Below are 23,135 nucleotides of genomic sequence, written 5' to 3' on the forward strand. Positions count from 1 at the left end.
GCTTAAGGGAACATTATGCCGTTATCCCACACCGAGTTTGAAAGCCGTAAAAAGAAAACCACCTGGTGGCAGAGTGATGCGCTTAAGTGGCTGATTATCGGCGTATTAAGCCTATTCACCTGCTATTTAATCATTTTGATGTATGCTCAGGGTGAATATCTTTTTGCCATAGTGACGTTAACTCTGGTGAGTCTGGGGCTGTATGTTTTTGCTAATCGTCGAGCCTATGCCTGGCGCTATGTTTACCCCGGCGTGGCAGGTATGGGGCTGTTTGTGCTGTTCCCACTGATTTGCACTATCGCTATCGCTTTTACCAACTACAGCAGCACCAACCAGTTAACCTTTGAGCGTGCCCAGTCCGTATTGATGGACCGGCAGTTCCAGACCGGCAAAACACTCACCTTTGGTCTTTATCCCAGTGATAGCCAATGGCGTTTGCAGCTCACTAATCCAGATGACAGTACAGTCCTGATTTCAGAACCATTCAGTTTTGATGCCACCGGCGAGCAAAGAATTAAAGTCGCACCCGCCAACGCAGGACAGACCGGTGAGCGCGCCTCACTACGCATCATTACCCAAAATCGTCAGGCACTCAGTAGCCTGGTCGCCCTGCTGCCGGACGGTGGCGAGCTGCGCATGAGTTCGCTGCGTCAATTCTCCGCTACCCGCCCACTGTATAAATTGGCCGCTGACGGTAAAGAGCTTATCAATCAACAAACTGGCGTGGTCTATCGGCCAAATCCTGATGTCGGTTTCTATCAGGCCATTAATGCCGACGGCCAGTGGCAAAATGAAAAACTCAGTCCCGGTTTTACTGTCACTATCGGTTGGAAAAACTTCCTGCGGGTGCTGCATGACGAGGGTATTCAGAAGCCTTTTGTCTCAATTTTTATCTGGACCATCATCTTCTCGCTACTGACCGTCGTGCTCACCGTTGCCGTCGGTATGATTCTGGCCTGTGTGGTGCAATGGGATTCCCTAAAAGGGAAAGCAGTCTATCGGGTACTGTTAATCCTGCCCTATGCCGTGCCAGCCTTTATTTCCATATTGATTTTCAAAGGGTTATTTAACCAGAGTTTTGGTGAAATCAACCTAATGCTGAGTCACCTGTTTGGTATCAAACCGGCGTGGTTTAGTGATCCGATTACCGCAAAAAGCATGATTCTGATCGTCAACACCTGGCTCGGCTACCCTTACATGATGATTCTGTGCATGGGGTTACTGAAAGCCATCCCTGAGGACTTATATGAAGCCTCGGCGATGGACGGGGCTGGCCCGTTCCAGAACTTCTTCCGCATCACCTTGCCGCTGCTGATTAAGCCATTAACGCCGTTGATGATTGCCAGTTTTGCTTTTAACTTTAATAACTTCGTGCTGATTCAGTTACTAACCAATGGTGGCCCGGACATGATTGGCACCACCACACCCGCGGGATATACCGACTTACTGGTCAGTTACACCTACCGTATCGCCTTTGAAGGCGGCGGCGGGCAGGACTTTGGTTTAGCGGCTGCGATCGCAACCCTGATTTTCATTCTGGTAGGTGCGCTCGCGATACTGAACTTGAAAGCCAGCAAAATGAACTTTGATTAAGAAGGAGAGGCAAATGGCAATGGTTCAACCGAAATCCCAGCGTTTGCGTCTATGGGGCACCCATTTTCTGATGTTGTGCTTTATTGCGCTGATTATGTTCCCGCTGCTGATGGTGATTACCATTTCGCTGCGGCCCGGTAACTTTGCCACCGGCAGCTTGATCCCGGATCAGATTTCATGGGAACACTGGAAACTGGCTCTGGGCATGAGTGTGACCCATGCCGACGGCAGCGTGACTCCGCCGCCGTTCCCGGTGATGCTGTGGCTGTGGAACTCTATCAAAATTGCGGTAATTACTGCTATGGGCATTGTTACGCTGTCCACCACCTGCGCTTACGCCTTTGCCCGGATGCGTTTTCGCGGTAAAAGTACCCTGCTGAAAGGCATGTTGATTTTCCAGATGTTCCCAGCGGTACTGTCACTGGTGGCGTTATATGCATTGTTTGACCGCATCGGCCAGTATCTGCCATTTATTGGGCTAAATACCCACGGTGGGGTGATTTTTGCTTATATGGGCGGTATTGCCCTGCACGTCTGGACCATCAAAGGCTATTTTGAAACCATTGATAACTCGCTGGAAGAAGCCGCAGCACTGGATGGCGCGACCCCGTGGCAAGCTTTCCGGCTAGTGCTTTTACCGCTGTCAGTGCCAATTTTAGCCGTGGTGTTTATTCTGTCGTTTATCGCCGCTATCACCGAAGTCCCGGTCGCATCACTGCTATTACGTGATGTGAACAGCTACACGCTGGCAGTGGGTATGCAGCAATATCTGAACCCACAAAACTATCTGTGGGGCGATTTTGCCGCGGCTGCGGTGCTATCCGCCATTCCGATCACCGCCGTCTTCTTACTGGCACAGCGCTGGCTGGTCGGTGGCTTAACGGCAGGTGGAGTGAAAGGTTAAAGATTCAAAATTTCATCACCCAATACCCAAAGTAATTGGAATTGTAGCCAGGCAACAAACGAGTGAATCCCGATGAGCTGACTCAAGTCAGTGATTCGGGTGAGAGAGTGCAGTAAACAACGCTACAATTTCAAGTAAGAAGGGTATTTTTTCCCTCTGGTACTGTGTCTTTAGGGCGGCCGTAATGGCCGCCATTTTTATTCTCTTTTCAGCCGCTCGGTATTGGCTAAATACAAAGTCACCACCAGCAATAATATCGAGCCGGAATAAATCAGCGTATCAATTGGATTCTCATGATCGACAATGATCAACCGGATAATTGCGGTAATCCCAATATAAATAAAATAGCGCAGTGGGAAGTGATAACCAGACTCAAAGTACTTAACAATCAATGCGATAAACTCGAAATACAGAAAGTAAATTACAATCCCTTCAATCAGCATGTAAGAAGACGCATCCTGATTATTGACGAATAAAACCTTGCCAAGATGGAAGGTTTCTTTTATCAAAAAGACCACCAAAATAGCGGCCAATGCGATCAACCCCACATTCAGTAAACGCTGTAGATTTTTGGCTATCCACTGTGAGCGCGAATTTTTGGCCATAAATACTCCTATTGAAAGTAGGTGAAATAATCCGGGCCGAAAAAAAGCCCCTTACTGGGTAAGGGGCTAATAAGCACGGATCAAAGAGCTTAGCCCGTTAGCTTAACGCCAGCTCTTGAAACGGTTAATCAACGCATTGGTAGAACTGTCATGGCTGGTGACATCTTTCTTATCGGCCAGCTCTGGTAAAATGCGGTTAGCCAGTTGTTTACCCAGCTCTACACCCCATTGGTCGAAGGTGTAGATATTCAGGATAATCCCTTGGGTGAAGATCTTGTGTTCATACAGCGCAATCAATGCACCCAAGCTGAACGGTGTGATTTCGCGCAGCAAGATAGAGTTGGTCGGGCGGTTACCTTCAAACACTTTGAATGGTGCGACATGAGCCACTTGCTCAGGCGTTTTACCGGCCGCAGCGAATTCGGCTTCCACTTCTGCCAGTGATTTGCCAAATGCCAGCGCTTCGGTTTGTGCAAAGAAGTTAGACAGCAGTTTCGCGTGGTGGTCACTCAGCGGATTGTGGCTGATAGCCGGCGCGATAAAATCACAAGGAACCAATTTGGTGCCCTGATGGATCAATTGATAAAACGCATGCTGACCATTGGTGCCTGGCTCACCCCAAATAATTGGGCCAGTCTGGTAATCAACTGGTTTACCATCACGGCCAACATATTTACCGTTGGATTCCATATTGCCCTGCTGGAAGTAAGCCGGGAAACGGTGCATATATTGGTCATATGGCAGGATGGCTTCGGTTTCTGCGCCAAAGAAATTGTTGTACCAGATACCGATCAGCGCCAACAAAATTGGCAGGTTTTGTTCAGCCGGGGTTTCCTTAAAATGCTTATCCATCGCATGTGCGCCACTGAGCAGTTGTTCGAAGTTTTCGAAACCCACTGATAACGCGATAGACAAGCCGATAGCAGACCACAGGGAATAACGGCCACCGACCCAATCCCAGAACTCAAACATATTGTTGGTATCAATACCAAACTCGCCTACCGCTTTGGCATTGGTCGACAATGCGGCAAAGTGTTTCGCAACATGTTTCTCATCACTCGCCGTCGACAAGAACCAGTCGCGCGCACTGTGGGCGTTGGTCATGGTTTCTTGAGTGGTAAAGGTTTTTGATGCGACCAGGAACAGTGTGGTTTCCGGGTTCAGCGGTTTCAACGTTTCAGCAATATGGGTGCCATCAACGTTAGAAACGAAATGCATATTCAGATGATTTTTATACGGGCGCAGCGCTTCGGTCACCATGTAAGGGCCGAGATCTGAACCACCGATACCGATATTCACCACATCAGTAATCGCTTTGCCGGTATAGCCTTTCCACTCGCCACCAATCACGCGGTCACAGAACTGCTTCATTTTAGCCAGTACCGCGTTTACTTCTGGCATCACATCTTTGCCATCCACCACAATCGGCGTATTACTGCGGTTACGCAGAGCAATATGCAGTACTGCGCGGTCTTCGGTACGGTTGATTTTCTCACCAGAGAACATGGACTTAATTGCACCGGCCAGATCAGTTTCTTTTGCCAGAGCTTGCAGTTTTTCTAAGGTTTCGCTGGTAATGCGGTTTTTGGAGAAATCCACCAGCATTTGATCGTCAAAAGTCGCTGAAAATTGGCTAAAACGCTGGTCGTCCTTGGCAAACAGACTGCTGATAGTGACATCTTTCATCTGTTCAAAGTGTTGCTGTAACGCTTTCCAGGCAGCGGTTTGACTAGGATTGATATTTTTCATAGCGGCGCTCTTCTAGGCTTAAGGATAATGAAACGAATACCTTGATTGTATCCTGTAACCCTGTGATTGAGATCTCTTTTCTTGCGATAGGTATTATCTCTCGAAACAACATTTGATCTCATCCCTGTTTTCTCAATATGTCGCTTCATCTTAAGATTTCTAATCATAATCTGGAGACCTTCAATCAGATACTCTAAATAATTCGAGTTGCAGGAAGGCGGCAACAGAGTAAATCCCCAGGAGCTTACATGAGGTAAGTGACTGGGGTGCGCGAAGGCAGTCAACGCACATGCAGCTTGAAGTATGACGAGTATAGTGGCCGCTCACATTCGGGCCAGCATCCAATCAATTTAGTGATATCACAGCGCACATTATTAAAGATGAAAATACCTCATAGCCATTTCATTGACAGAAAGTGGATAACCCGTTATTTCCTTGTACAGAGAAAAATTCAGATACCTACCCAGATGGCATCCCCGACACGAGGTTTTTTTAGATGATTCCCGCTTCACATCAACAGATAACACCCCAACAGAGCCGTAGCGCCCCTTCCACAATGGTGGTGGCCAAATTTGGTGGCACCAGCGTGGCAGATTTTGATGCCATGAGTCGCAGCGCCGATGTGGTTTTATCGAACCCGGATGTTCGCTTGGTTATCTTGTCGGCTTCTGCCGGTATTACCAATCTGTTGGTCGCCCTTGCCGATGGCTGTGAGCCTGAAAAACGTGAACTTCATTTAGCCGATATTCGCCGCATTCAATACGATATTCTGACAAAACTCGGCAATCCGGTGGTGATTCGCGATAAGATTGATCGCATGTTGGAAGATATGTCCATGCTGTCTGAAGCGGCCAGTCTCGCGACCTCTGCGGCCCTGACCGATGAACTGGTCAGCCACGGTGAATTGATGTCCACTCTGCTATTTGTCGAGCTAATCCGCCAGCGTCAGGTGGCGGTGGAATGGTTTGATGTGCGCAAAATCATGCGAACCAATGACCGTTTTGGCCGTGCGGAACCGGATACCCATGCGCTGTCTGAATTAGCCCAAACGCAATTGGCCCCGCGTATCGCGCAGGCCATTGTTGTCACACAAGGTTTTATCGGCAGTGAAAGTAAAGGTCGCACCACCACTCTTGGCCGTGGCGGTAGCGATTACACCGCCGCTTTGCTGGGTGAAGCGCTGAATGTCAGCCGTGTCGATATCTGGACCGATGTCCCAGGGATTTACACTACCGACCCGCGCGTGGTTCCGGGGGCAAAACGTATTGATAAAATTGCCTTTGAAGAAGCCGCTGAAATGGCGACATTTGGTGCCAAAGTGCTGCATCCGGCCACCTTATTACCCGCGGTTCGTAGTGATATTCCGGTATTCGTCGGTTCGAGCAAAGATCCCGCCGCCGGTGGCACGCTGGTGTGTAATGAAACGGAGAACCCGCCGCTGTTCCGTGCGCTGGCGTTACGCCGCAAACAGACACTGCTGACACTGCATAGCCTGAATATGCTGCACGCACGCGGGTTCCTGGCGGAAGTGTTTAACATTCTGGCACGCCACAATATCTCGGTCGATTTGATAACCACCTCTGAGGTGAGCGTGGCACTGACACTGGATACCACAGGCTCGACATCAACGGCGGGCAGCCTGCTCACCAGCTCGCTACTGACGGAGCTTTCGTCGCTGTGTCGGGTTGAAGTGGAAGAGGATCTGGCATTGGTGGCAATTATCGGCAACAACCTGTCACAGGCTTGTGGTGTCGGTAAGGAAGTGTTCGGTGTGCTCGATCCATTCAATATCCGTATGATTTGCTACGGAGCCAGCAGCCATAATCTGTGCTTCTTAGTGCCGGGTCACGATGCAGAAAAAGTGGTGCAAACCCTGCATCACAATCTGTTTGAACTGTAAGTTATTCACGCAATAAGCGATTCAAATAACCCGCAGTTTAAGTCACAGTAAAAACTCACTATAACCAGATAACCAACCGGGCGATTTCGTCCGGTTTTTCATATCTCTGACACTGACGATTAAGGATTCTCGCCTCATGTTAGTAAAAATCACCCGGTTGTTCCCACTGTGGGCACTGCTGCTCTCTGTCGCCGCCTATTTCCGCCCGACTACGTTCATTGGCATTGGGCCTTATATCGGCCCGCTATTGATGCTGATCATGTTTGCTATGGGGGTCACTCTGCGGCTGGATGACTTTAAACGTGTACTCTCGCGCCCGGCACCCGTGGCTGCCGCGACATTCCTGCATTATCTGATCATGCCGCTCACCGCCTGGATTCTGGCAATGCTGTTTCGTATGCCGCCGGACTTGTCTGCCGGTATGGTTCTGGTGGGTAGCGTCGCCAGCGGCACGGCCTCTAACGTGATGATCTATTTAGCGAAAGGTGATGTGGCGCTTTCAGTCACCATCTCTGCTGTTTCTACGCTGGTCGGGGTTTTTGCCACCCCACTGCTGACTCGGTTATATGTCGATGCGACTATCAGTGTTGATGTGATGGGAATGCTGAAAAGTATTCTGCAAATCGTGGTGATCCCAATTACCGCGGGGTTGATTGTCCATCACACCTTCACCAAAACGGTGAAACGTATCGAACCATATCTGCCCGCGATGTCGATGGTCTGTATTGTTGCTATCATCAGCGCAGTCGTTGCGGGTAGCCAAGGCCATATCGCTTCAGTCGGTTTCGTGGTGATTATTGCGGTTATTCTGCACAACGGCATTGGTTTGTTAACCGGCTACTGGGGCGGGAAGCTGTTCGGCTTTGATGAATCGACCTGCCGCACGCTGGCGATTGAAGTCGGGATGCAAAACTCAGGGTTAGCAGCCACGCTGGGTAAAATTTACTTCTCACCGCTGGCCGCTCTGCCCGGCGCGCTATTCTCTGTTTGGCATAACTTATCTGGCTCACTGCTGGCGGGTTATTGGTCGGGTAAGCCGGTCAACAAAGAGAAAAAATAGATAATTATCTGATAGTTAAAGAATGTAGTGTTGCAGGCAGGTGATAAGCGCCTTCTGCAACATCTCATCCAAGCATCGATCAATCCGCATCATAACCCAGGTTCGGGGCTAGCCAGCGCTCCACTTCCGCGACCGGTATCCCTTTGCGGGCGGCGTAGTCTTCAACCTGATCACGCTGAATCTGTGCCACAGCAAAGTATTTACTGTCCGGATGGCTGAAATACCAGCCCGATACTGAGGCCCCTGGCCACATGGCGTAGGATTCGGTCAGTTTCATGCCGGTGTGAGTTTCCACATCCAGCAACTGCCAGATTTGGCCTTTCTCTGTATGTTCTGGGCAGGCAGGATACCCCGGAGCCGGGCGAATCCCCTGATAGTTCTCGCGCACTAACTCTTCGTTGGTCAGATTTTCATGGGGCGCAAATCCCCAATAGACTTTGCGCACCCGCTCATGCAGATATTCTGCAAAAGCTTCAGCCAAACGGTCTGATAGCGCCTTAATCATGATTTTGTTGTAATCATCATGTTGAGCGTCATAGGCATTAGCCAGCGCATCTTCTTCCAGCCCACCGGTAACAGCGAAAGCACCGTAGTAATCGGCTTTACCGCTGGATTTAGGCGCAACATAATCCGCCAGACAGTAGTTCGCGAAATCAGTTTTCTCGGTTTGCTGACGTAAATGGCGGCTGACCACCAGCACCTCATCGCGCCGCTCATCACGATAAATTTCGATATCATCGCCAACACTGTTGGCCGGGAATATCCCCACTACACCTTTCGGATGCAGCAAGTCTTGTGCTGACAGCTTATCCAGCATTTCATTGGCATCGGCAAGCAGACGTTTGGCCTCTTCACCCACCACTTCATCTTCCAGAATGCGTGGATACTTACCCGCCAGCGACCAGGTCATAAAGAATGGTGTCCAGTCGATGTAGTTACGCAAAGTTTCGATACTGACTTCGATGCTCTGCACACCTAATTTATGCGCCACTGGCGGGGTGTAATTCTCCCAATCGATAACCGTATGGTTATCTCGTGCCGCCGCTAAGCTAACCGGTGGGGTACGCGGTTTTTTACGTGCATGTTGGATACGGACAGTTTCATATTCTTTGCGGGTTTTCGCTATAAAATCATCGCGTTGCGTATCAGACAATAACGCTGAAACTACGCCAACACTGCGCGAGGCATTAGACACATAAGTGGTCGAGCCGCTGTAGTTCTGCTCGATTTTAACCGCCGTATGCGCTTTAGAGGTGGTAGCTCCCCCAATCAGCAACGGCAAGGTAAAGCCCTGACGCTCCATCTCCTTGGCCACGTTGACCATCTCATCGAGCGATGGGGTTATCAGGCCAGATAAACCGATGATATCGACTTTTTCTTCCCGTGCGGTACGCAAGATTTTCTCGGTTGGCACCATCACGCCCAGATCGATAATCTCGTAGTTGTTACACTGTAAAACCACGCCAACAATATTTTTACCGATGTCATGCACATCGCCTTTGACTGTCGCTAGCAATATCTTACCGGCGGTAGTGCCTTTCTGTTTGCTGGCTTCAATATACGGTTCAAGATAGGCGACCGCCTGTTTCATCACTCGGGCAGATTTCACCACCTGCGGCAGGAACATTTTCCCTTCACCGAACAGGTCACCCACCACATTCATCCCCGCCATTAGCGGCCCTTCGATCACCTCAATAGGCCGATCAGCTTGCTGGCGGGCTTCTTCGGTATCCAGCTCGATGAACTCGGTAATCCCTTTAACCAGTGAGTATTCCAGCCGTTTTTTTACCTCCCAGCCACGCCATTCCGCTTGCTGAATCGCCACTTCACCACTTTTGCTGCTGCGGTATTTTTCGGCCAGATCCAACAAGCGCTCGGTGCTGTCGCTACGGCGGTTAAGAATGACATCCTCAACCGCGTCTCGCAGCTCATCCGACAGGTCGTCATAGATAGCCAACTGCCCGGCATTGACGATACCCATATCCATCCCATTACGAATGGCGTAATAAAGAAATACGGCGTGAATAGCTTCACGCACCGGATCATTACCACGGAAGGAGAAAGAAACGTTGGATACGCCGCCTGAAATCATGGCATGTGGCAGTTCGGCTTTAATATCAGCACAGGCTTCAATAAAGTCGACCGCATAGTTGTTATGCTCTTCAATCCCGGTTGCGACCGCGAAAATATTCGGGTCAAAGATAATGTCTTCCGGCGGGAAACCCACGGTTTCGGTCAATATCTTATAGGCACGGCGGCAAATCTCAATTTTGCGGGCGCGAGTATCAGCCTGCCCGGTTTCATCAAATGCCATCACCACCATCGCCGCACCATAACGGCGAACCAGTTTGGCGTGATGAATAAAGGCAGCCTCACCCTCTTTCATCGAGATAGAGTTCACGATGCCCTTGCCCTGAATACATTTCAGCCCTTTTTCAATCACATCCCACTTGGAGGAGTCGATCATGATCGGCACGCGGGCGATATCAGGTTCACCGGCAATCAGGTTAAGGAAGCGTACCATTGCGGCTTCAGCATCCAGCATCCCTTCATCCATATTGATGTCGATTATCTGAGCGCCGCTTTCAACCTGTTGGCGCGCTACATCCAGCGCCTCATCATATTTATCTTCTTTTATCAGCCGCTTAAAACGGGCCGAGCCGGTGACGTTGGTACGCTCACCAACGTTAACAAATAGCGAATTGGCATCGATAGTCAGCGGTTCCAGACCGGCCAGGCGGCAAGCCACCGGAATATCCGGCAACTGGCGCGGAGGCACACCCGCCACCGCTTTGACCATCGCAGCAATATGCCGTGGCGTGGTACCACAGCAGCCACCGACGATATTTAGAAATCCCGCCCGCGCCCACTCGCCAATCTGATCAGCCATCTCTTTGGCTTCCAGATCGTATTCACCAAAGGCATTCGGCAAACCAGCATTCGGATGCGCACTGACATAATATTCAGAAATACGTGATAACTCAGCCACATATTGGCGTAACTCATCTGGCCCCAAAGCACAGTTGAGGCCGAAAGAAAGGGGTTTAACATGGCGCAGAGAGTTATAAAACGCTTCCGTGGTTTGGCCAGATAAGGTGCGGCCAGAAGCATCGGTAATGGTGCCGGAAATCATCACCGGCAACAGCACGCCCATCGCTTCAAATTCAGATTCGACCGCAAAGGTGGCAGCTTTGGCATTAAGGGTATCAAAGACCGTTTCAATCATAATCAGATCGACACCGCCCTCAATCAGCGCGCGGGTCGATTCACGGTAAGCCTCAACCAACTGATCAAAACTGACATTACGGAATGCCGGATCATTAACTTTAGGTGAAATAGACGCGGTTCGGTTGGTAGGGCCAAGCACCCCGGCGACATAACGTGGCTTATCTGGTGTGCGAGCCGTCCATTCATCGGCGCAAATGCGCGCCAAACGAGCTGCTTCATAGTTAATTTCAGCGGATAGCGACTCCATCTGGTAATCCGCCATCGCAATGGGGGTGGAGTTAAATGTATTGGTTTCGAGAATATCAGCACCGGCTTCAAGATAGGCGTTATGAATAGCAATAATCACATCCGGCTGAGAAAGCACCAGCAAGTCATTGTTACCTTTAAGATCACTTGGCCAATCAGCGAAACGCGCCCCGCGATAATCCTCCTCTTCCAACTTATAGCTCTGGATCATGGTACCCATACCACCATCCAGCACTAAAATACGTTGTGCCAACTGCTGGTGTAACTCTTTAACATTTTCTTTCGTAAATGCTCTGTTACTTATTACTGTATCCACCACTACCGCCTCTTTGCCCTGTTGCCTTGCCATCACCCGATGCATCTTTTGCCGTGCGCACCTTTCGATATGTCGCAAAACTAATCTGCTACAAAAATAAGCCATTCGACAAACTCGTCAATCATCCTAGCACAAGTTATCAACGTAATGAGTCCACTCACAGTTGAGACTTTTTCAGGTTGAAAAGCTGACTCATCGGATGAGCATTCCTTGGGGTTTACATGCATAATTGAAAAACGAAAATGAATTCCATAAAAATATCTGAGAGGCTAATTTATGGCGTTACCGATTCCGATCAAACGGGGAAAGAAACCCAAGGCGGCTGCGCAAACTACCACAGCAGCAACCGGTCAGGTTCAGTCATTGACCCGCGGGCTTAAATTACTGGAATATATTTCCGAAGCGCAGGGAAGTGTGGCACTGACAGATTTGGCGCAACAGGCAGGTTTACCCAATTCCACCACTCATCGTCTGTTGACCACCATGCAACAGCAAGGTTTTGTCCGTCAGGTGGGGGATTTAGGGCTGTGGACGATGGGCGCTCACGCCTTTATTGTCGGCAGCAGCTTTCTGCAAAGCCGCAATTTGCTGGCGATGGTTCACCCGATGTTACGCCGATTGATGGATGAATCCGGCGAAACCGTGAATCTGGCGGTGCTTGACCATAGCGACTATCAGGCCATTATTATCGATCAGGTGCAATGTACCGCGTTGATGCGAATGTCTGCGCCGATTGGCGGCAAGCTGCCGATGCACGCCTCTGGGGCAGGTAAGGCGTTTCTCTCCACCCTGCCAGACGAGCAATTAGTGCAACTCCTGCATAAGAAAGGGCTACATGCTTACACACAGCATACCCGCACCAGCCCTGCCAGTTTGAAAGAGAATCTGGCGCTAATTCGCAAACAAGGTTATTCATTCGACGATGAAGAACATGCTCTCGGACTGCGCTGTATCGCCGCCTGCCTGTTTGATGAACACCACGAGGCTTTTGCAGCAATCTCTATTTCCGGCCCAGTATCGCGCATTACCGACGATCGTGTCACAGAGCTTGGCGCATTGGTTATTCATGCCGCGAAAGAAATCACTCAATCATATGGCGGCGGGAATCGGAGTTAATTAGTTAAAACTTTGTCGTTCGGCGAGAACAGGCAGATCGTAAAGACGCCGTAAATACTTCCCTGTAGGCTCGAGCCGCGCCGTCCTGGCGCGGACGCTTTACTCTTCAGCCTGCTCTCACCTCTCTGAATCGAGAACTAATTACTCACAACAGTGTTTCTTTACATTCCCGCTCAAGGCGTAGCGAGCTAAGTCAGTTTAGGTGCGGCCAGCGCGGAAAAACCGGAGCGTACACGAAGTACGTGAGGATTTTAGTCGCGATTGCTCCCCCTGCGGGCCGCCCTAAAGGGCGTTCAAAATGCATGCATTTTGTGAGCACTGCCCAATCCTAAAATGACAACGCGCAGTAGCCGTTAATTTAAAGCCCGCTGGGAGAAGCGTTGTTTTCGGCGATAGGCAAAAACATCCTCCACATGCCCATCACGGATACGCTGCTGCAAACCGCGCCAGTAACTGGCATGGAACAAGTCACTGTGCATTTCCTCGAAATAATGCCGTATTTTCAAGTCAGTACATAGGAAGTGGCGGAACTCTTCTGGAAAGACATCATTGGGTGACACGCTATACCACGGCTCGCTGGCCATCTCATCTTCTGGGTAGCGCGGTGGCGGAATATCGCGGAAATTCACCTCGGTCATATAGCAGATTTCATCATAATCGTAGAACACCACACGGCCGTGACGGGTTACCCCGAAGTTCTTAAATAACATGTCGCCGGGGAAGATATTCGCCGCTGCCAATTGTTTAATGGCATTGCCATATTCTTCGATAGCATCTTTCAACTGCTGATCATTTGCCTGCTCCATATAGAGATTCAATGGCGTCATCCGCCGCTCCATATACAGGTGCTTAATGATGATCTGATCGCCTAAGTCTTCCAGCTTTTCCGGTACTTCCCGCTGTAATTCAGTAAGTAATTCCGAGCTGATGCGATGCTTATCAATGACAAAATTCTCATACTCTTGGGTATCCGCCATGCGCCCGACACGATCGTGTTCTTTAACCAATTGGTAGCATTCTAAAACCCGCGCCTGAGTCACCTCTTTTTGCGGCGCAAACTCATCTTTAATCACTTTAAATACCCGATCAAATGACGGCAATGTGAATACCAGCATCACCATGCCTTTGACGCCAGGAGCAATGATAAATTGTTCGCTGGATTGATGGACGAAAGTGAGATATTCACGATAGCTTTCCGTTTTACCGTGTTTTTGGCAACCAATCGCCATATACAATTCAGCCGTCGATTTGCCCGGTAATATTTCTCGCAGCCATTCCACCATCGCCGCAGGTAAAGGGGCATAAACCATAAAATAAGAGCGGGCGAAACCAAATACAATACTGGCCTCTGCTTTACTGGTTAAGCAGGTATCAATAAATAGCGCGCCAGATTCATTGTGATGGATTGGTAGCAAGAATGGATAGACATCCTCAGCCAGCCGCAATTTACCCACTAACCAAGCCGCTTTGTTGCGATAAAACAGTTCATTAGCGATTTGGAAATGCGCATTAGCGAGTTGTTCATCGGTAAAGGTTTGACGCAATGCAACTGTAATATAATCAATATCCCGCGCCAGATTCTCCCACGGCAAACGCAGCGGTAAATCACTCAGAACCACCTGCAACATGCCACTCAAGGCCCCTTTTGGGGAAAAATCGCGCGCTAAGGGACGTGGGATCTCACGAAAGCGCCGCTCAGGTTGCGAGCTGAACACAAACAACTTATCCGGTGTTAAATCACGATGTTTAAACAAGCGGCAGTAAACCGAATTAAAAAAACTCTCCGCAATTTCAAAACGTGGATAATCTGGTAACAACTCAGTGTAGATCGCTTTTACTCGCGCCAGAAATTCCGCATCAAAACAGCGCTGATCAGTGATGTGCTTTAGTTGCTCAACCACCAAACCAACGTGGTGATCATAGAGATGAATACGCTTTTTCATCGCCTGTTGTACGGCGTGCCACTCCGCTTGTTCAAAACGATGCTGAGCGCCGGCGGTGACCTCTAAAAAACGGCCATATTGCGCGTCGAATCCCTGCAAAATTGTCTGAGCGATCAGTTGCTCCAGTTTTACCGCCATGCTCACCTCCTGCTCTACAGAACAGAGCCTGCATATGCAGGCTCCAGATCAGACACGCGTTCAGTCAAACAGCATTTAGAATTGCTGTTCTTCCGTCGAACCGGTCAGTGCAGTGACTGATGATTCGCCACCCTGAATGATATTGGTGACTTTATCAAAGTAGCCAGTACCCACTTCCTGCTGATGTGATGCGAAGGTATAGCCGCGCTCAACCGAGGCAAATTCGGGCTGCTGCACCTTCTCAACGTAGTGCTTCATACCTTCACCCTGCGCGTAAGCATGGGCCAGATCAAACATGTTGAACCACATGCTATGGATACCCGCTAAGGTAATAAACTGGTATTTGTAACCCATCGCAGACAGTTCATCCTGGAAGCTGGCAATCTCTTGGTCATTCAAGTTTTTCTTCCAGTTGAACGACGGTGAGCAGTTGTAAGCCAATAATTTTCCTGGGAACTTTTCATGAACCGCGTCGGCAAAACGTTTAGCCAATGCCAAGTCCGGCGTGGAGGTTTCGCACCACACCAAATCGGCATAAGGGGCATAAGCCAGGCCACGGCTGATGGCTTGCTCGATACCCGCATGAGTGCGGAAGAAGCCTTCTGGTGTTCGCTCACCGACCACAAACTCGCTGTCATATGGGTCACAATCAGAGGTCAGCAAATCAGCCGCATCAGCATCGGTACGGGCAATCAGCAATGTTGGCACACCTAACACATCTGCGGCCAGACGTGCTGCGACTAACTTCTGAATCGCTTCCTGAGTCGGCACCAACACTTTACCGCCCATATGACCACACTTCTTCACCGCCGCCAGTTGGTCTTCAAAATGTACGCCCGCCGCACCGGCCTCGATCATCGCTTTCATCAATTCAAACGCGTTTAGCACGCCGCCAAAACCCGCTTCAGCATCCGCGACAATGGGCAGGAAATAGTCAGTGTAACCCTTGCTACCCGGTTCAATATTATTCGACCACTGAATCTGATCAGCACGACGGAAACTGTTATTAATACGCTTTACCACTGCTGGAACCGAGTCCACCGGGTACAAAGACTGATCCGGATACATACTGGAGGCGGTATTAGCATCTGCGGCAACCTGCCAGCCCGACAGATAAATCGCCTCGACACCGGCTTTTGCCTGTTGCAGAGCCTGACCACCGGTTAACGCCCCCAGACAGTTGATATACCCTTTACGCGCACCACCGTGCAGTAATTCCCACAGTCTGTCCGCACCGTGCTGTGCCAGCGTGCATTCTGGGTTCACTGAACCGCGCAGTTTGATCACGTCTTCCGCACTATATGGGCGGGTAATGCCCTCCCAGCGCGGTAATTTCCATTCATCTTTCAATTGCTGAATCTGTTGAGCACGAGAGGTCGTCATGGCGATATTCCTTATTATTTAATTTTGTAGGGTCAAATAGCAGGCCTAGGCGAGTAATGCATAGCCCGGCAACGTCAGGAAGTCGATAAGCTCGTCTTGTGTTGTAATCTGCTCCATCAGGCGCGCAGCTTCTTCAAACCGCCCGCCATCAAAGCGCTGTGCGCCAAGTTCCAGCTTCACGACCTGCATTTCTTCACTCAACATGCTGCGAAACAGCTCTTTGGTCACCGTCTGGCCGTTACTCAGGCTTTTTTGGTGATGTATCCATTGCCAAATAGAAGTACGGGATATCTCAGCCGTCGCCGCATCTTCCATCAGGCCATAAATCGGCACACAACCATTGCCAGAAATCCAGGCTTCGATGTATTGCACTGCCACGCGGATATTGGCCCGCATTCCCTCTTCGGTACGATCGCCAGTACAAGGCTCCAGTAATTCAGTGGCAGTAATCGGTTTGTCCTGCCCGCGGCTCACCTCTAACTGATTTGGCCTATCGCCCAACACCTTGTTAAACACCTCCATCACCGTATCAGCAAGCCCTGGGTGGGCAACCCAAGTACCGTCATGACCATTACTGGCTTCTAACTCTTTGTCTACACGGACTTTATCCAACACCTGCGCATTTTTCTCTGGGTCTTTATTCGGGATAAAGGCCGCCATACCCCCCATCGCCAGAGCACCGCGTTTATGACAGGTTCTAATCAGTAAACGGGAATACGCACTCAAGAACGGTTTATTCATGGTGACTGACTGACGATCTGGCAGTACGCGATCGCCGTGATTTTTCAGTGTTTTGATATAACTGAAGATATAGTCCCAGCGACCACAATTCAGGCCAACAATGTGATGGCGCAGGTGATAGAGGATCTCATCCATTTGGAAGACAGCAGGTAACGTCTCAATTAATACGGTGGCTTTAATCGTACCTTGCGGAAGATCAAACCGCTGCTCGGTAAAGCTGAAAACATCACTCCACCACGCGGCTTCCTGATAAGACTGCATCTTCGGCAAATAAAAATAAGGACCGCTGCCATTGGCAAGTAATTGCTTATAGTTATGGTAGAAATACAAAGCAAAATCGAACAGGCCGCCAGGAATCGCTTCGCCCTGCCATTTAACATGTTTTTCCGGTAAATGCAGGCCACGAACTCGCGCAATCAGTACCGCAGGGTTAGGTTTGAGCTGATAAATCTTGCCGGATTCATTTTTATAAGAAATGGTTCTATTCACCGCATCATGCAGATTAATTTGGCCGTCGATAACTTTATCCCAGCTCGGTGCCAGAGAATCTTCAAAATCCGCCATAAAGACTTTTACGTTGGCGTTGAGAGCATTAATCACCATTTTACGCTCAACCGGCCCGGTAATCTCAACTCGACGATCACGTAAATCAGCAGGTATCCCCTGAATTTTCCAGTCAGACTCACGAATGGAATTGGTTTCCGAAATAAAATCAGGCAACCCACCCTGGTCGATCACCTGTTGACAGGATGCCCGTACAGCAAGGAGTTTGCTACGAGAAGCAGCAAATTTCACCACCAATTCGGTCAAGAATTCAATCGCCTCTTCTGGCAAAACCTGCCTCTCAGCAGCATTAAAATGCTGTGTAAAAACTAACTCCGTGCTAACTAACTGTTGTGTCATTATCCTTCCCCTTACCCATCTCACGACGTTTACATCAACGCTAACGCAGCGTCACTGTTGGATTCTCATCGGGTAATGCATTCCGGCTGGAAATTAAAGACTGGATTTCATCGTTATTTTTTAACCCGACAGCACTAAGAATAATCAATTAATTATTAAAATCAAAAACGATTTCCATTTTTATTAAAAATACTTTTTTAATCTTTATTTATCATTATGTTAACACAATATCAATAATTCAAATAACAGGAATGAGATTCCATTAGATGATTAAAATCGAGATAACTCCTTGTTTAGCAAAGAGATCAGACCAGTTTAAGGGTGGGTAATTAGAATAAAAGAAAGGGGAAATGGGCAGGCGGCCTCGATTCAGCCGCCATTATTAACATTCAGAACGGGGATAGATTAGTCGAGAGTAGGATTCATGTGGCGTAAATCAAATGGCGTGATTTGGTACACGTAATAGTTTAGCCAGTTGGCAAATAGCAAATGTCCGTGGCTGCGCCAGGACGCTTTGGGTGGCAAAGATGCATCGTTATGCGGGAAATAATTGAGAGGCACCTGTGGATTAAGGCCCGCAGCCAAATCACGCTGATATTCACCTGCCAGCGTACCAACATCGTATTCAGGATGGCCGGTAACAAAGGCGACCCGCTTATCTTTACTGGCAAACAGATAGGCTCCAGCCTCTTCTGATGAAACCAAAATATCCAGATCCGGGTATTGCTTGAGTACCTCAAGTGGAAAGTCAGCATAGCGAGAATGAGGAGCCAGAAATGTCTCGTCAAAACCACGCGTCAGCAGCGCCAGCGGTTCCAACGTTTGATGCTGATAAATACCGGACAGCTTCACCTCTCGGGTCATCTTAGGAATGCCATACAAGATATTTAATGCCGCCTGTACCGCCCAACACACGAATAAGGTTGAGGTCACATGCTCCTTTGCCCAAGCAATAATACGCTCGATCTGTGGCCAATAGGCGACGTCACAAAAATCGACCAACCCCAAAGGGGCACCCGTTACGATCAGCCCGTCAAAATTCTGGTCCTGGATATCGTCAAAGTCACAATAGAAGTTGTTCAGATGCTCCGTCGGCGTATTTTTTGACTCACGGCTATCAACGCGTAGCAATTGGATATCGATCTGTAGGGGTGAATTAGAGAGTAAACGTAGGAATTGATTTTCCGTCTCAATTTTCTTAGGCATTAGATTCAAAACCAACACTTTCAGCGGGCGAATCTCCTGAGTTTTCGCACGCGATGAGGTCATGACAAAAACATTCTCATTGCGTAAGAAACTCACTGCGGGCAATTCATCGGGAACCCGAATTGGCATGCCTATATCCTCAATATGTCCGTTTATACGTTTAGACTTCTAGATGCCCGAAGATAGCGGATTTTGAGTAAAAAGTCGAGAGATCTGAGACAACCTGAAAATGTTTCATTGCTGAAATTTCAGCATATAAAGTGTAGCAAATGGTAGGCATGAATTTTCTATACTTGTAGGAATGCAAAAACCAGGTTGATGCAGTATGTTAAGGAGGCGATATTAATATGATTAATAACATAATATAGGCAGCATGACTGCTATTGTGATGAGGATACGCCGCCGACTGTTAAGCCATTGAGCCTTACCGAGAGATATTTACTGAATAGTAGAAAAGCAAAAACCCCACGCTTTTGGCATGGGGTCTTTACTTGATTTGATACCTGGCAGTGTCCTACTCTCGCATGGGGAGACCCCACACTACCATCGGCGCTACGGCGTTTCACTTCTGAGTTCGGCATGGGGTCAGGTGGGACCACCGCGCTATTGCCGCCAGGTAAATTCTTTTCTATTACTGCCGAACTTTAAACCCATGTAACTGGTGCTGATACCCAGAGTCGAACTGGGGACCTCACCCTTACCAAGGGTGCGCTCTACCAACTGAGCCATATCAGCATACTAAATTTGATGCCTGGCAGTGTCCTACTCTCGCATGGGGAGACCCCACACTACCATCGGCGCTACGGCGTTTCACTTCTGAGTTCGGCATGGGTTCAGGTGGTGCCACCGTGCTATGGCCGCCAGGCAAATTCTGTTTCAATTAACTCGCTCGGTATTTCTACCCAGCCAGCCAATCCAATCTCGGAACTTCGCTGAAAATATCTCTCTCAAACACAAAACACCTTTGGTGTTGTAAGGTTAAGCCTCACGGATCATTAGTACTGGTTAGCTCAATGCATCGCTGCACTTACACACCCAGCCTATCAACGTCATAGTCTTTAACGTTCCTTCAGGGGGCTTAAAGCCCCAGGGAAGACTCATCTCGAGGCAAGTTTCCCGCTTAGATGCTTTCAGCGGTTATCTCTTCCGAATTTAGCTACCGGGCAATGCCATTGGCATGACAACCCGAACACCAGTGATTCGTCCACTCCGGTCCTCTCGTACTAGGAGCAGCCCCTCTCAATCTTCCAACGCCCACGGCAGATAGGGACCGAACTGTCTCACGACGTTCTAAACCCAGCTCGCGTACCACTTTAAATGGCGAACAGCCATACCCTTGGGACCTACTTCAGCCCCAGGATGTGATGAGCCGACATCGAGGTGCCAAACACCGCCGTCGATATGAACTCTTGGGCGGTATCAGCCTGTTATCCCCGGAGTACCTTTTATCCGTTGAGCGATGGCCCTTCCATTCAGAACCACCGGATCACTAAGACCTACTTTCGTACCTGCTCGAGCCGTCACTCTCGCAGTCAAGCTAGCTTATGCCTTTGCACTAACCTCACGATGTCCGACCGTGATTAGCTAACCTTCGTGCTCCTCCGTTACTCTTTGGGAGGAGACCGCCCCAGTCAAACTACCCACCAGACACTGTCCTCACCCCGGATCACGGGGCCGAGTTAGAACATCAAACATTAAAGGGTGGTATTTCAAGGTTGGCTCCATGCAGACTGGCGTCCACACTTCAATGCCTCCCACCTATCCTACACATCAAGGCTCAATGTTCAGTGTCAAGCTATAGTAAAGGTTCACGGGGTCTTTCCGTCTTGCCGCGGGTACACTGCATCTTCACAGCGAGTTCAATTTCACTGAGTCTCGGGTGGAGACAGCCTGGCCATCATTACGCCATTCGTGCAGGTCGGAACTTACCCGACAAGGAATTTCGCTACCTTAGGACCGTTATAGTTACGGCCGCCGTTTACTGGGGCTTCGATCAAGAGCTTCGCCTTGCGGCTGACCCCATCAATTAACCTTCCAGCACCGGGCAGGCGTCACACCGTATACGTCCACTTTCGTGTTTGCACAGTGCTGTGTTTTTATTAAACAGTTGCAGCCAGCTGGTATCTGCGACTGGCTTCGGCGCCGGGAGCAAGTCCCATTACCTAACGCCAGCGTGCCTTCTCCCGAAGTTACGGCACCATTTTGCCTAGTTCCTTCACCCGAGTTCTCTCAAGCGCCTGAGTATTCTCTACCTGACCACCTGTGTCGGTTTGGGGTACGATTTAATGTTACCTGATGCTTAGAGGCTTTTCCTGGAAGCTTGGCATCAACTACTTCATCACCGTAGTGACTCGTCATCACACCTCAGCGTTGATAAGCAACCGGATTTACCAAGTCGCTCCGCCTACATGCTTAAACCGGGACAACCGTCGCCCGGCTAGCCTAGCCTTCTCCGTCCCCCCTTCGCAGTAACACCAAGTACAGGAATATTAACCTGTTTCCCATCGACTACGCTTTTCAGCCTCGCCTTAGGGGTCGACTCACCCTGCCCCGATTAACGTTGGACAGGAACCCTTGGTCTTCCGGCGTGCGGGTTTTTCACCCGCATTATCGTTACTTATGTCAGCATTCGCACTTCTGATACCTCCAGCAACCCTCACAGGTCACCTTCAACGGCTTACAGAACGCTCCCCTACCCAACAACACCTAAGTGTCGCTGCCGCAGCTTCGGTGCATGGTTTAGCCCCGTTACATCTTCCGCGCAGGCCGACTCGACCAGTGAGCTATTACGCTTTCTTTAAATGATGGCTGCTTCTAAGCCAACATCCTGGCTGTCTGTGCCTTCCCACATCGTTTCCCACTTAACCATGACTTTGGGACCTTAGCTGGCGGTCTGGGTTGTTTCCCTCTTCACGACGGACGTTAGCACCCGCCGTGTGTCTCCCGTGATAACATTCTTCGGTATTCGGAGTTTGCATCGGTTTGGTAAGTCGGGATGACCCCCTAGCCGAAACAGTGCTCTACCCCCGAAGATGAGTTCACGAGGCGCTACCTAAATAGCTTTCGGGGAGAACCAGCTATCTCCCGGTTTGATTGGCCTTTCACCCCCAGCCACAAGTCATCCGCTAATTTTTCAACATTAGTCGGTTCGGTCCTCCAGTTAGTGTTACCCAACCTTCAACCTGCCCATGGCTAGATCACCGGGTTTCGGGTCTATACCTTGCAACTAGACGCCCAGTTAAGACTCGGTTTCCCTACGGCTCCCCTATTCGGTTAACCTTGCTACAAAATATAAGTCGCTGACCCATTATACAAAAGGTACGCAGTCACCCAACTAGTAGGCTCCCACTGCTTGTACGTACACGGTTTCAGGTTCTATTTCACTCCCCTCGCCGGGGTTCTTTTCGCCTTTCCCTCACGGTACTGGTTCACTATCGGTCAGTCAGGAGTATTTAGCCTTGGAGGATGGTCCCCCCATATTCAGACAGGATGTCACGTGTCCCGCCCTACTCATCGAGTTCACAGAATGCGTGTTTTGGTGTACGGGACTATCACCCTGTACCGTGCGACTTTCCAGACGCTTCCACTAACACACAAACTGATTCAGACTCTGGGCTCTTCCCCGTTCGCTCGCCGCTACTGGGGGAATCTCGGTTGATTTCTTTTCCTCGGGGTACTTAGATGTTTCAGTTCCCCCGGTTCGCCTTGCATGGCTATGTATTCACCATGCAATAGTGCAACGAATTGCACTGGGTTTCCCCATTCGGGTATCGTCGGTTATAACGGTTCATATCACCTTACCGACGCTTTTCGCAGATTAGCACGCCCTTCATCGCCTCTGACTGCCTAGGCATCCACCGTGTACGCTTAGTCGCTTAACCTCACAACCCAAAGGTGTTTTTCGTTATTGGTGTGGCTGTGAACACACTCTGCTATGTTGTGCAGTGCGCGCAATCCTCATGAACGTTAAGTTCACTCCGGTTGCTGTGCGCTGTACGCCTTGCTGAGTGTCTTCTCGCTCACACTGCAACAAGGATTAACCCATTGGCATTGCGATTATTTGAGAGACTCTAATACAGGGTAATCCTTATCTCAGTACATCTA

12 protein-coding genes, 1 tRNA gene and 3 rRNA genes are annotated in these 23,135 nt (G+C 49.5%); 5 read left to right on the forward strand and 11 right to left on the reverse strand.

Annotated elements, in window-relative coordinates; translation table 11 throughout:
* Positions 1-15 precede the first annotated feature (15 nt).
* Positions 16-1,593 carry a maltose ABC transporter permease MalF gene (gene malF, locus AT01_RS10530; protein WP_042547122.1) on the forward strand — a complete coding sequence of 526 codons (1,578 nt, stop codon included), beginning with the start codon at positions 16-18 and terminating at the stop codon, positions 1,591-1,593.
* A gap of 13 nt (positions 1,594-1,606) precedes the next feature.
* Positions 1,607-2,497 (forward strand): maltose ABC transporter permease MalG, encoded by an 891-nt coding sequence (gene malG / locus AT01_RS10535; protein ID WP_042547123.1) that lies wholly within the window; start codon positions 1,607-1,609, stop codon positions 2,495-2,497.
* Between the two features lie 197 nt (positions 2,498-2,694).
* On the opposite strand, the gene psiE is transcribed toward malG, so the two are convergent.
* Positions 2,695-3,102, reverse strand: coding sequence for a phosphate-starvation-inducible protein PsiE (gene psiE, locus AT01_RS10540; RefSeq protein ID WP_004705335.1), 408 nt, complete (start codon positions 3,100-3,102; stop codon positions 2,695-2,697).
* Between the two features lie 102 nt (positions 3,103-3,204).
* A complete protein-coding gene (pgi, locus tag AT01_RS10545; RefSeq protein ID WP_042547124.1) occupies positions 3,205-4,851 on the reverse strand; it encodes a glucose-6-phosphate isomerase in 1,647 nt (548 codons plus the stop codon).
* A 496-nt stretch (positions 4,852-5,347) separates the two neighbouring features.
* Here pgi and lysC point away from each other — a divergent pair, with 496 nt between their 5' ends.
* Both lysC and panS read left to right on the forward strand, forming a co-directional pair.
* Positions 5,348-6,751: a lysine-sensitive aspartokinase 3 gene (gene lysC / locus AT01_RS10550; protein ID WP_042547125.1), complete on the forward strand. Its 1,404-nt coding sequence runs from the start codon at positions 5,348-5,350 to the stop codon at positions 6,749-6,751.
* A 136-nt stretch (positions 6,752-6,887) separates the two neighbouring features.
* Positions 6,888-7,811, forward strand: a complete 924-nt coding sequence (panS, locus tag AT01_RS10555; protein ID WP_042547126.1) for a ketopantoate/pantoate/pantothenate transporter PanS — start codon at positions 6,888-6,890, stop codon at positions 7,809-7,811.
* A gap of 79 nt (positions 7,812-7,890) precedes the next feature.
* Here the strand turns inward: panS and metH are convergent, their stop codons facing one another.
* Positions 7,891-11,604, reverse strand: coding sequence for a methionine synthase (gene metH, locus AT01_RS10560; RefSeq protein WP_042548592.1), 3,714 nt, complete (start codon positions 11,602-11,604; stop codon positions 7,891-7,893).
* Positions 11,605-11,877: 273 nt separating this feature from the next.
* Here metH and iclR point away from each other — a divergent pair, with 273 nt between their 5' ends.
* Complete coding sequence (gene iclR / locus AT01_RS10565) at positions 11,878-12,717, forward strand: glyoxylate bypass operon transcriptional repressor IclR (protein WP_042547127.1); 840 nt, start codon at positions 11,878-11,880, stop codon at positions 12,715-12,717.
* Positions 12,718-13,070: 353 nt separating this feature from the next.
* On the opposite strand, the gene aceK is transcribed toward iclR, so the two are convergent.
* The 8 genes from aceK to AT01_RS10605 form a co-directional block, all read right to left on the reverse strand.
* Positions 13,071-14,798, reverse strand: coding sequence for a bifunctional isocitrate dehydrogenase kinase/phosphatase (gene aceK / locus AT01_RS10570; protein WP_042547128.1), 1,728 nt, complete (start codon positions 14,796-14,798; stop codon positions 13,071-13,073).
* A gap of 75 nt (positions 14,799-14,873) precedes the next feature.
* Positions 14,874-16,181, reverse strand: coding sequence for an isocitrate lyase (aceA, locus tag AT01_RS10575; RefSeq protein ID WP_042547129.1), 1,308 nt, complete (start codon positions 16,179-16,181; stop codon positions 14,874-14,876).
* Between the two features lie 45 nt (positions 16,182-16,226).
* Positions 16,227-17,825, reverse strand: coding sequence for a malate synthase A (aceB, locus tag AT01_RS10580; RefSeq protein ID WP_042547130.1), 1,599 nt, complete (start codon positions 17,823-17,825; stop codon positions 16,227-16,229).
* Between the two features lie 405 nt (positions 17,826-18,230).
* Positions 18,231-19,160, reverse strand: a complete 930-nt coding sequence (gene metA / locus AT01_RS10585) for a homoserine O-acetyltransferase MetA (protein ID WP_042547131.1) — start codon at positions 19,158-19,160, stop codon at positions 18,231-18,233.
* Between the two features lie 372 nt (positions 19,161-19,532).
* Positions 19,533-19,648: ribosomal RNA gene (gene rrf, locus AT01_RS10590) — 5S ribosomal RNA — on the reverse strand.
* Between the two features lie 42 nt (positions 19,649-19,690).
* Positions 19,691-19,766, reverse strand: a tRNA-Thr gene (locus AT01_RS10595).
* A gap of 14 nt (positions 19,767-19,780) precedes the next feature.
* Positions 19,781-19,896: ribosomal RNA gene (gene rrf / locus AT01_RS10600) — 5S ribosomal RNA — on the reverse strand.
* 109 nt (positions 19,897-20,005) lie between these two features.
* Positions 20,006-22,912 (reverse strand): 23S ribosomal RNA (locus AT01_RS10605).
* Positions 22,913-23,135 lie beyond the last annotated feature (223 nt).

It is taken from the genome of Yersinia aldovae 670-83 (assembly GCF_000834395.1).
GTDB classification, from domain to species: Bacteria; Pseudomonadota; Gammaproteobacteria; order Enterobacterales; family Enterobacteriaceae; genus Yersinia; species Yersinia aldovae.

What these genes read in the sequence shown, in the direction of transcription:
- malF (WP_042547122.1), top strand. Translation starts at nt 16, where the DNA reads ATGCCGTTATCCCACACCGAGTTTGAAAGCCGTAAAAAGAAAACCACC.
- malG (WP_042547123.1), top strand. Translation starts at nt 1,607, where the DNA reads ATGGCAATGGTTCAACCGAAATCCCAGCGTTTGCGTCTATGGGGCACC.
- psiE (WP_004705335.1), bottom strand. Translation starts at nt 3,102, where the DNA reads ATGGCCAAAAATTCGCGCTCACAGTGGATAGCCAAAAATCTACAGCGT.
- pgi (WP_042547124.1), bottom strand. Translation starts at nt 4,851, where the DNA reads ATGAAAAATATCAATCCTAGTCAAACCGCTGCCTGGAAAGCGTTACAG.
- lysC (WP_042547125.1), top strand. Translation starts at nt 5,348, where the DNA reads ATGATTCCCGCTTCACATCAACAGATAACACCCCAACAGAGCCGTAGC.
- panS (WP_042547126.1), top strand. Translation starts at nt 6,888, where the DNA reads ATGTTAGTAAAAATCACCCGGTTGTTCCCACTGTGGGCACTGCTGCTC.
- iclR (WP_042547127.1), top strand. Translation starts at nt 11,878, where the DNA reads ATGGCGTTACCGATTCCGATCAAACGGGGAAAGAAACCCAAGGCGGCT.
- aceK (WP_042547128.1), bottom strand. Translation starts at nt 14,798, where the DNA reads ATGGCGGTAAAACTGGAGCAACTGATCGCTCAGACAATTTTGCAGGGA.
- aceA (WP_042547129.1), bottom strand. Translation starts at nt 16,181, where the DNA reads ATGACGACCTCTCGTGCTCAACAGATTCAGCAATTGAAAGATGAATGG.
- aceB (WP_042547130.1), bottom strand. Translation starts at nt 17,825, where the DNA reads ATGACACAACAGTTAGTTAGCACGGAGTTAGTTTTTACACAGCATTTT.
- metA (WP_042547131.1), bottom strand. Translation starts at nt 19,160, where the DNA reads ATGCCAATTCGGGTTCCCGATGAATTGCCCGCAGTGAGTTTCTTACGC.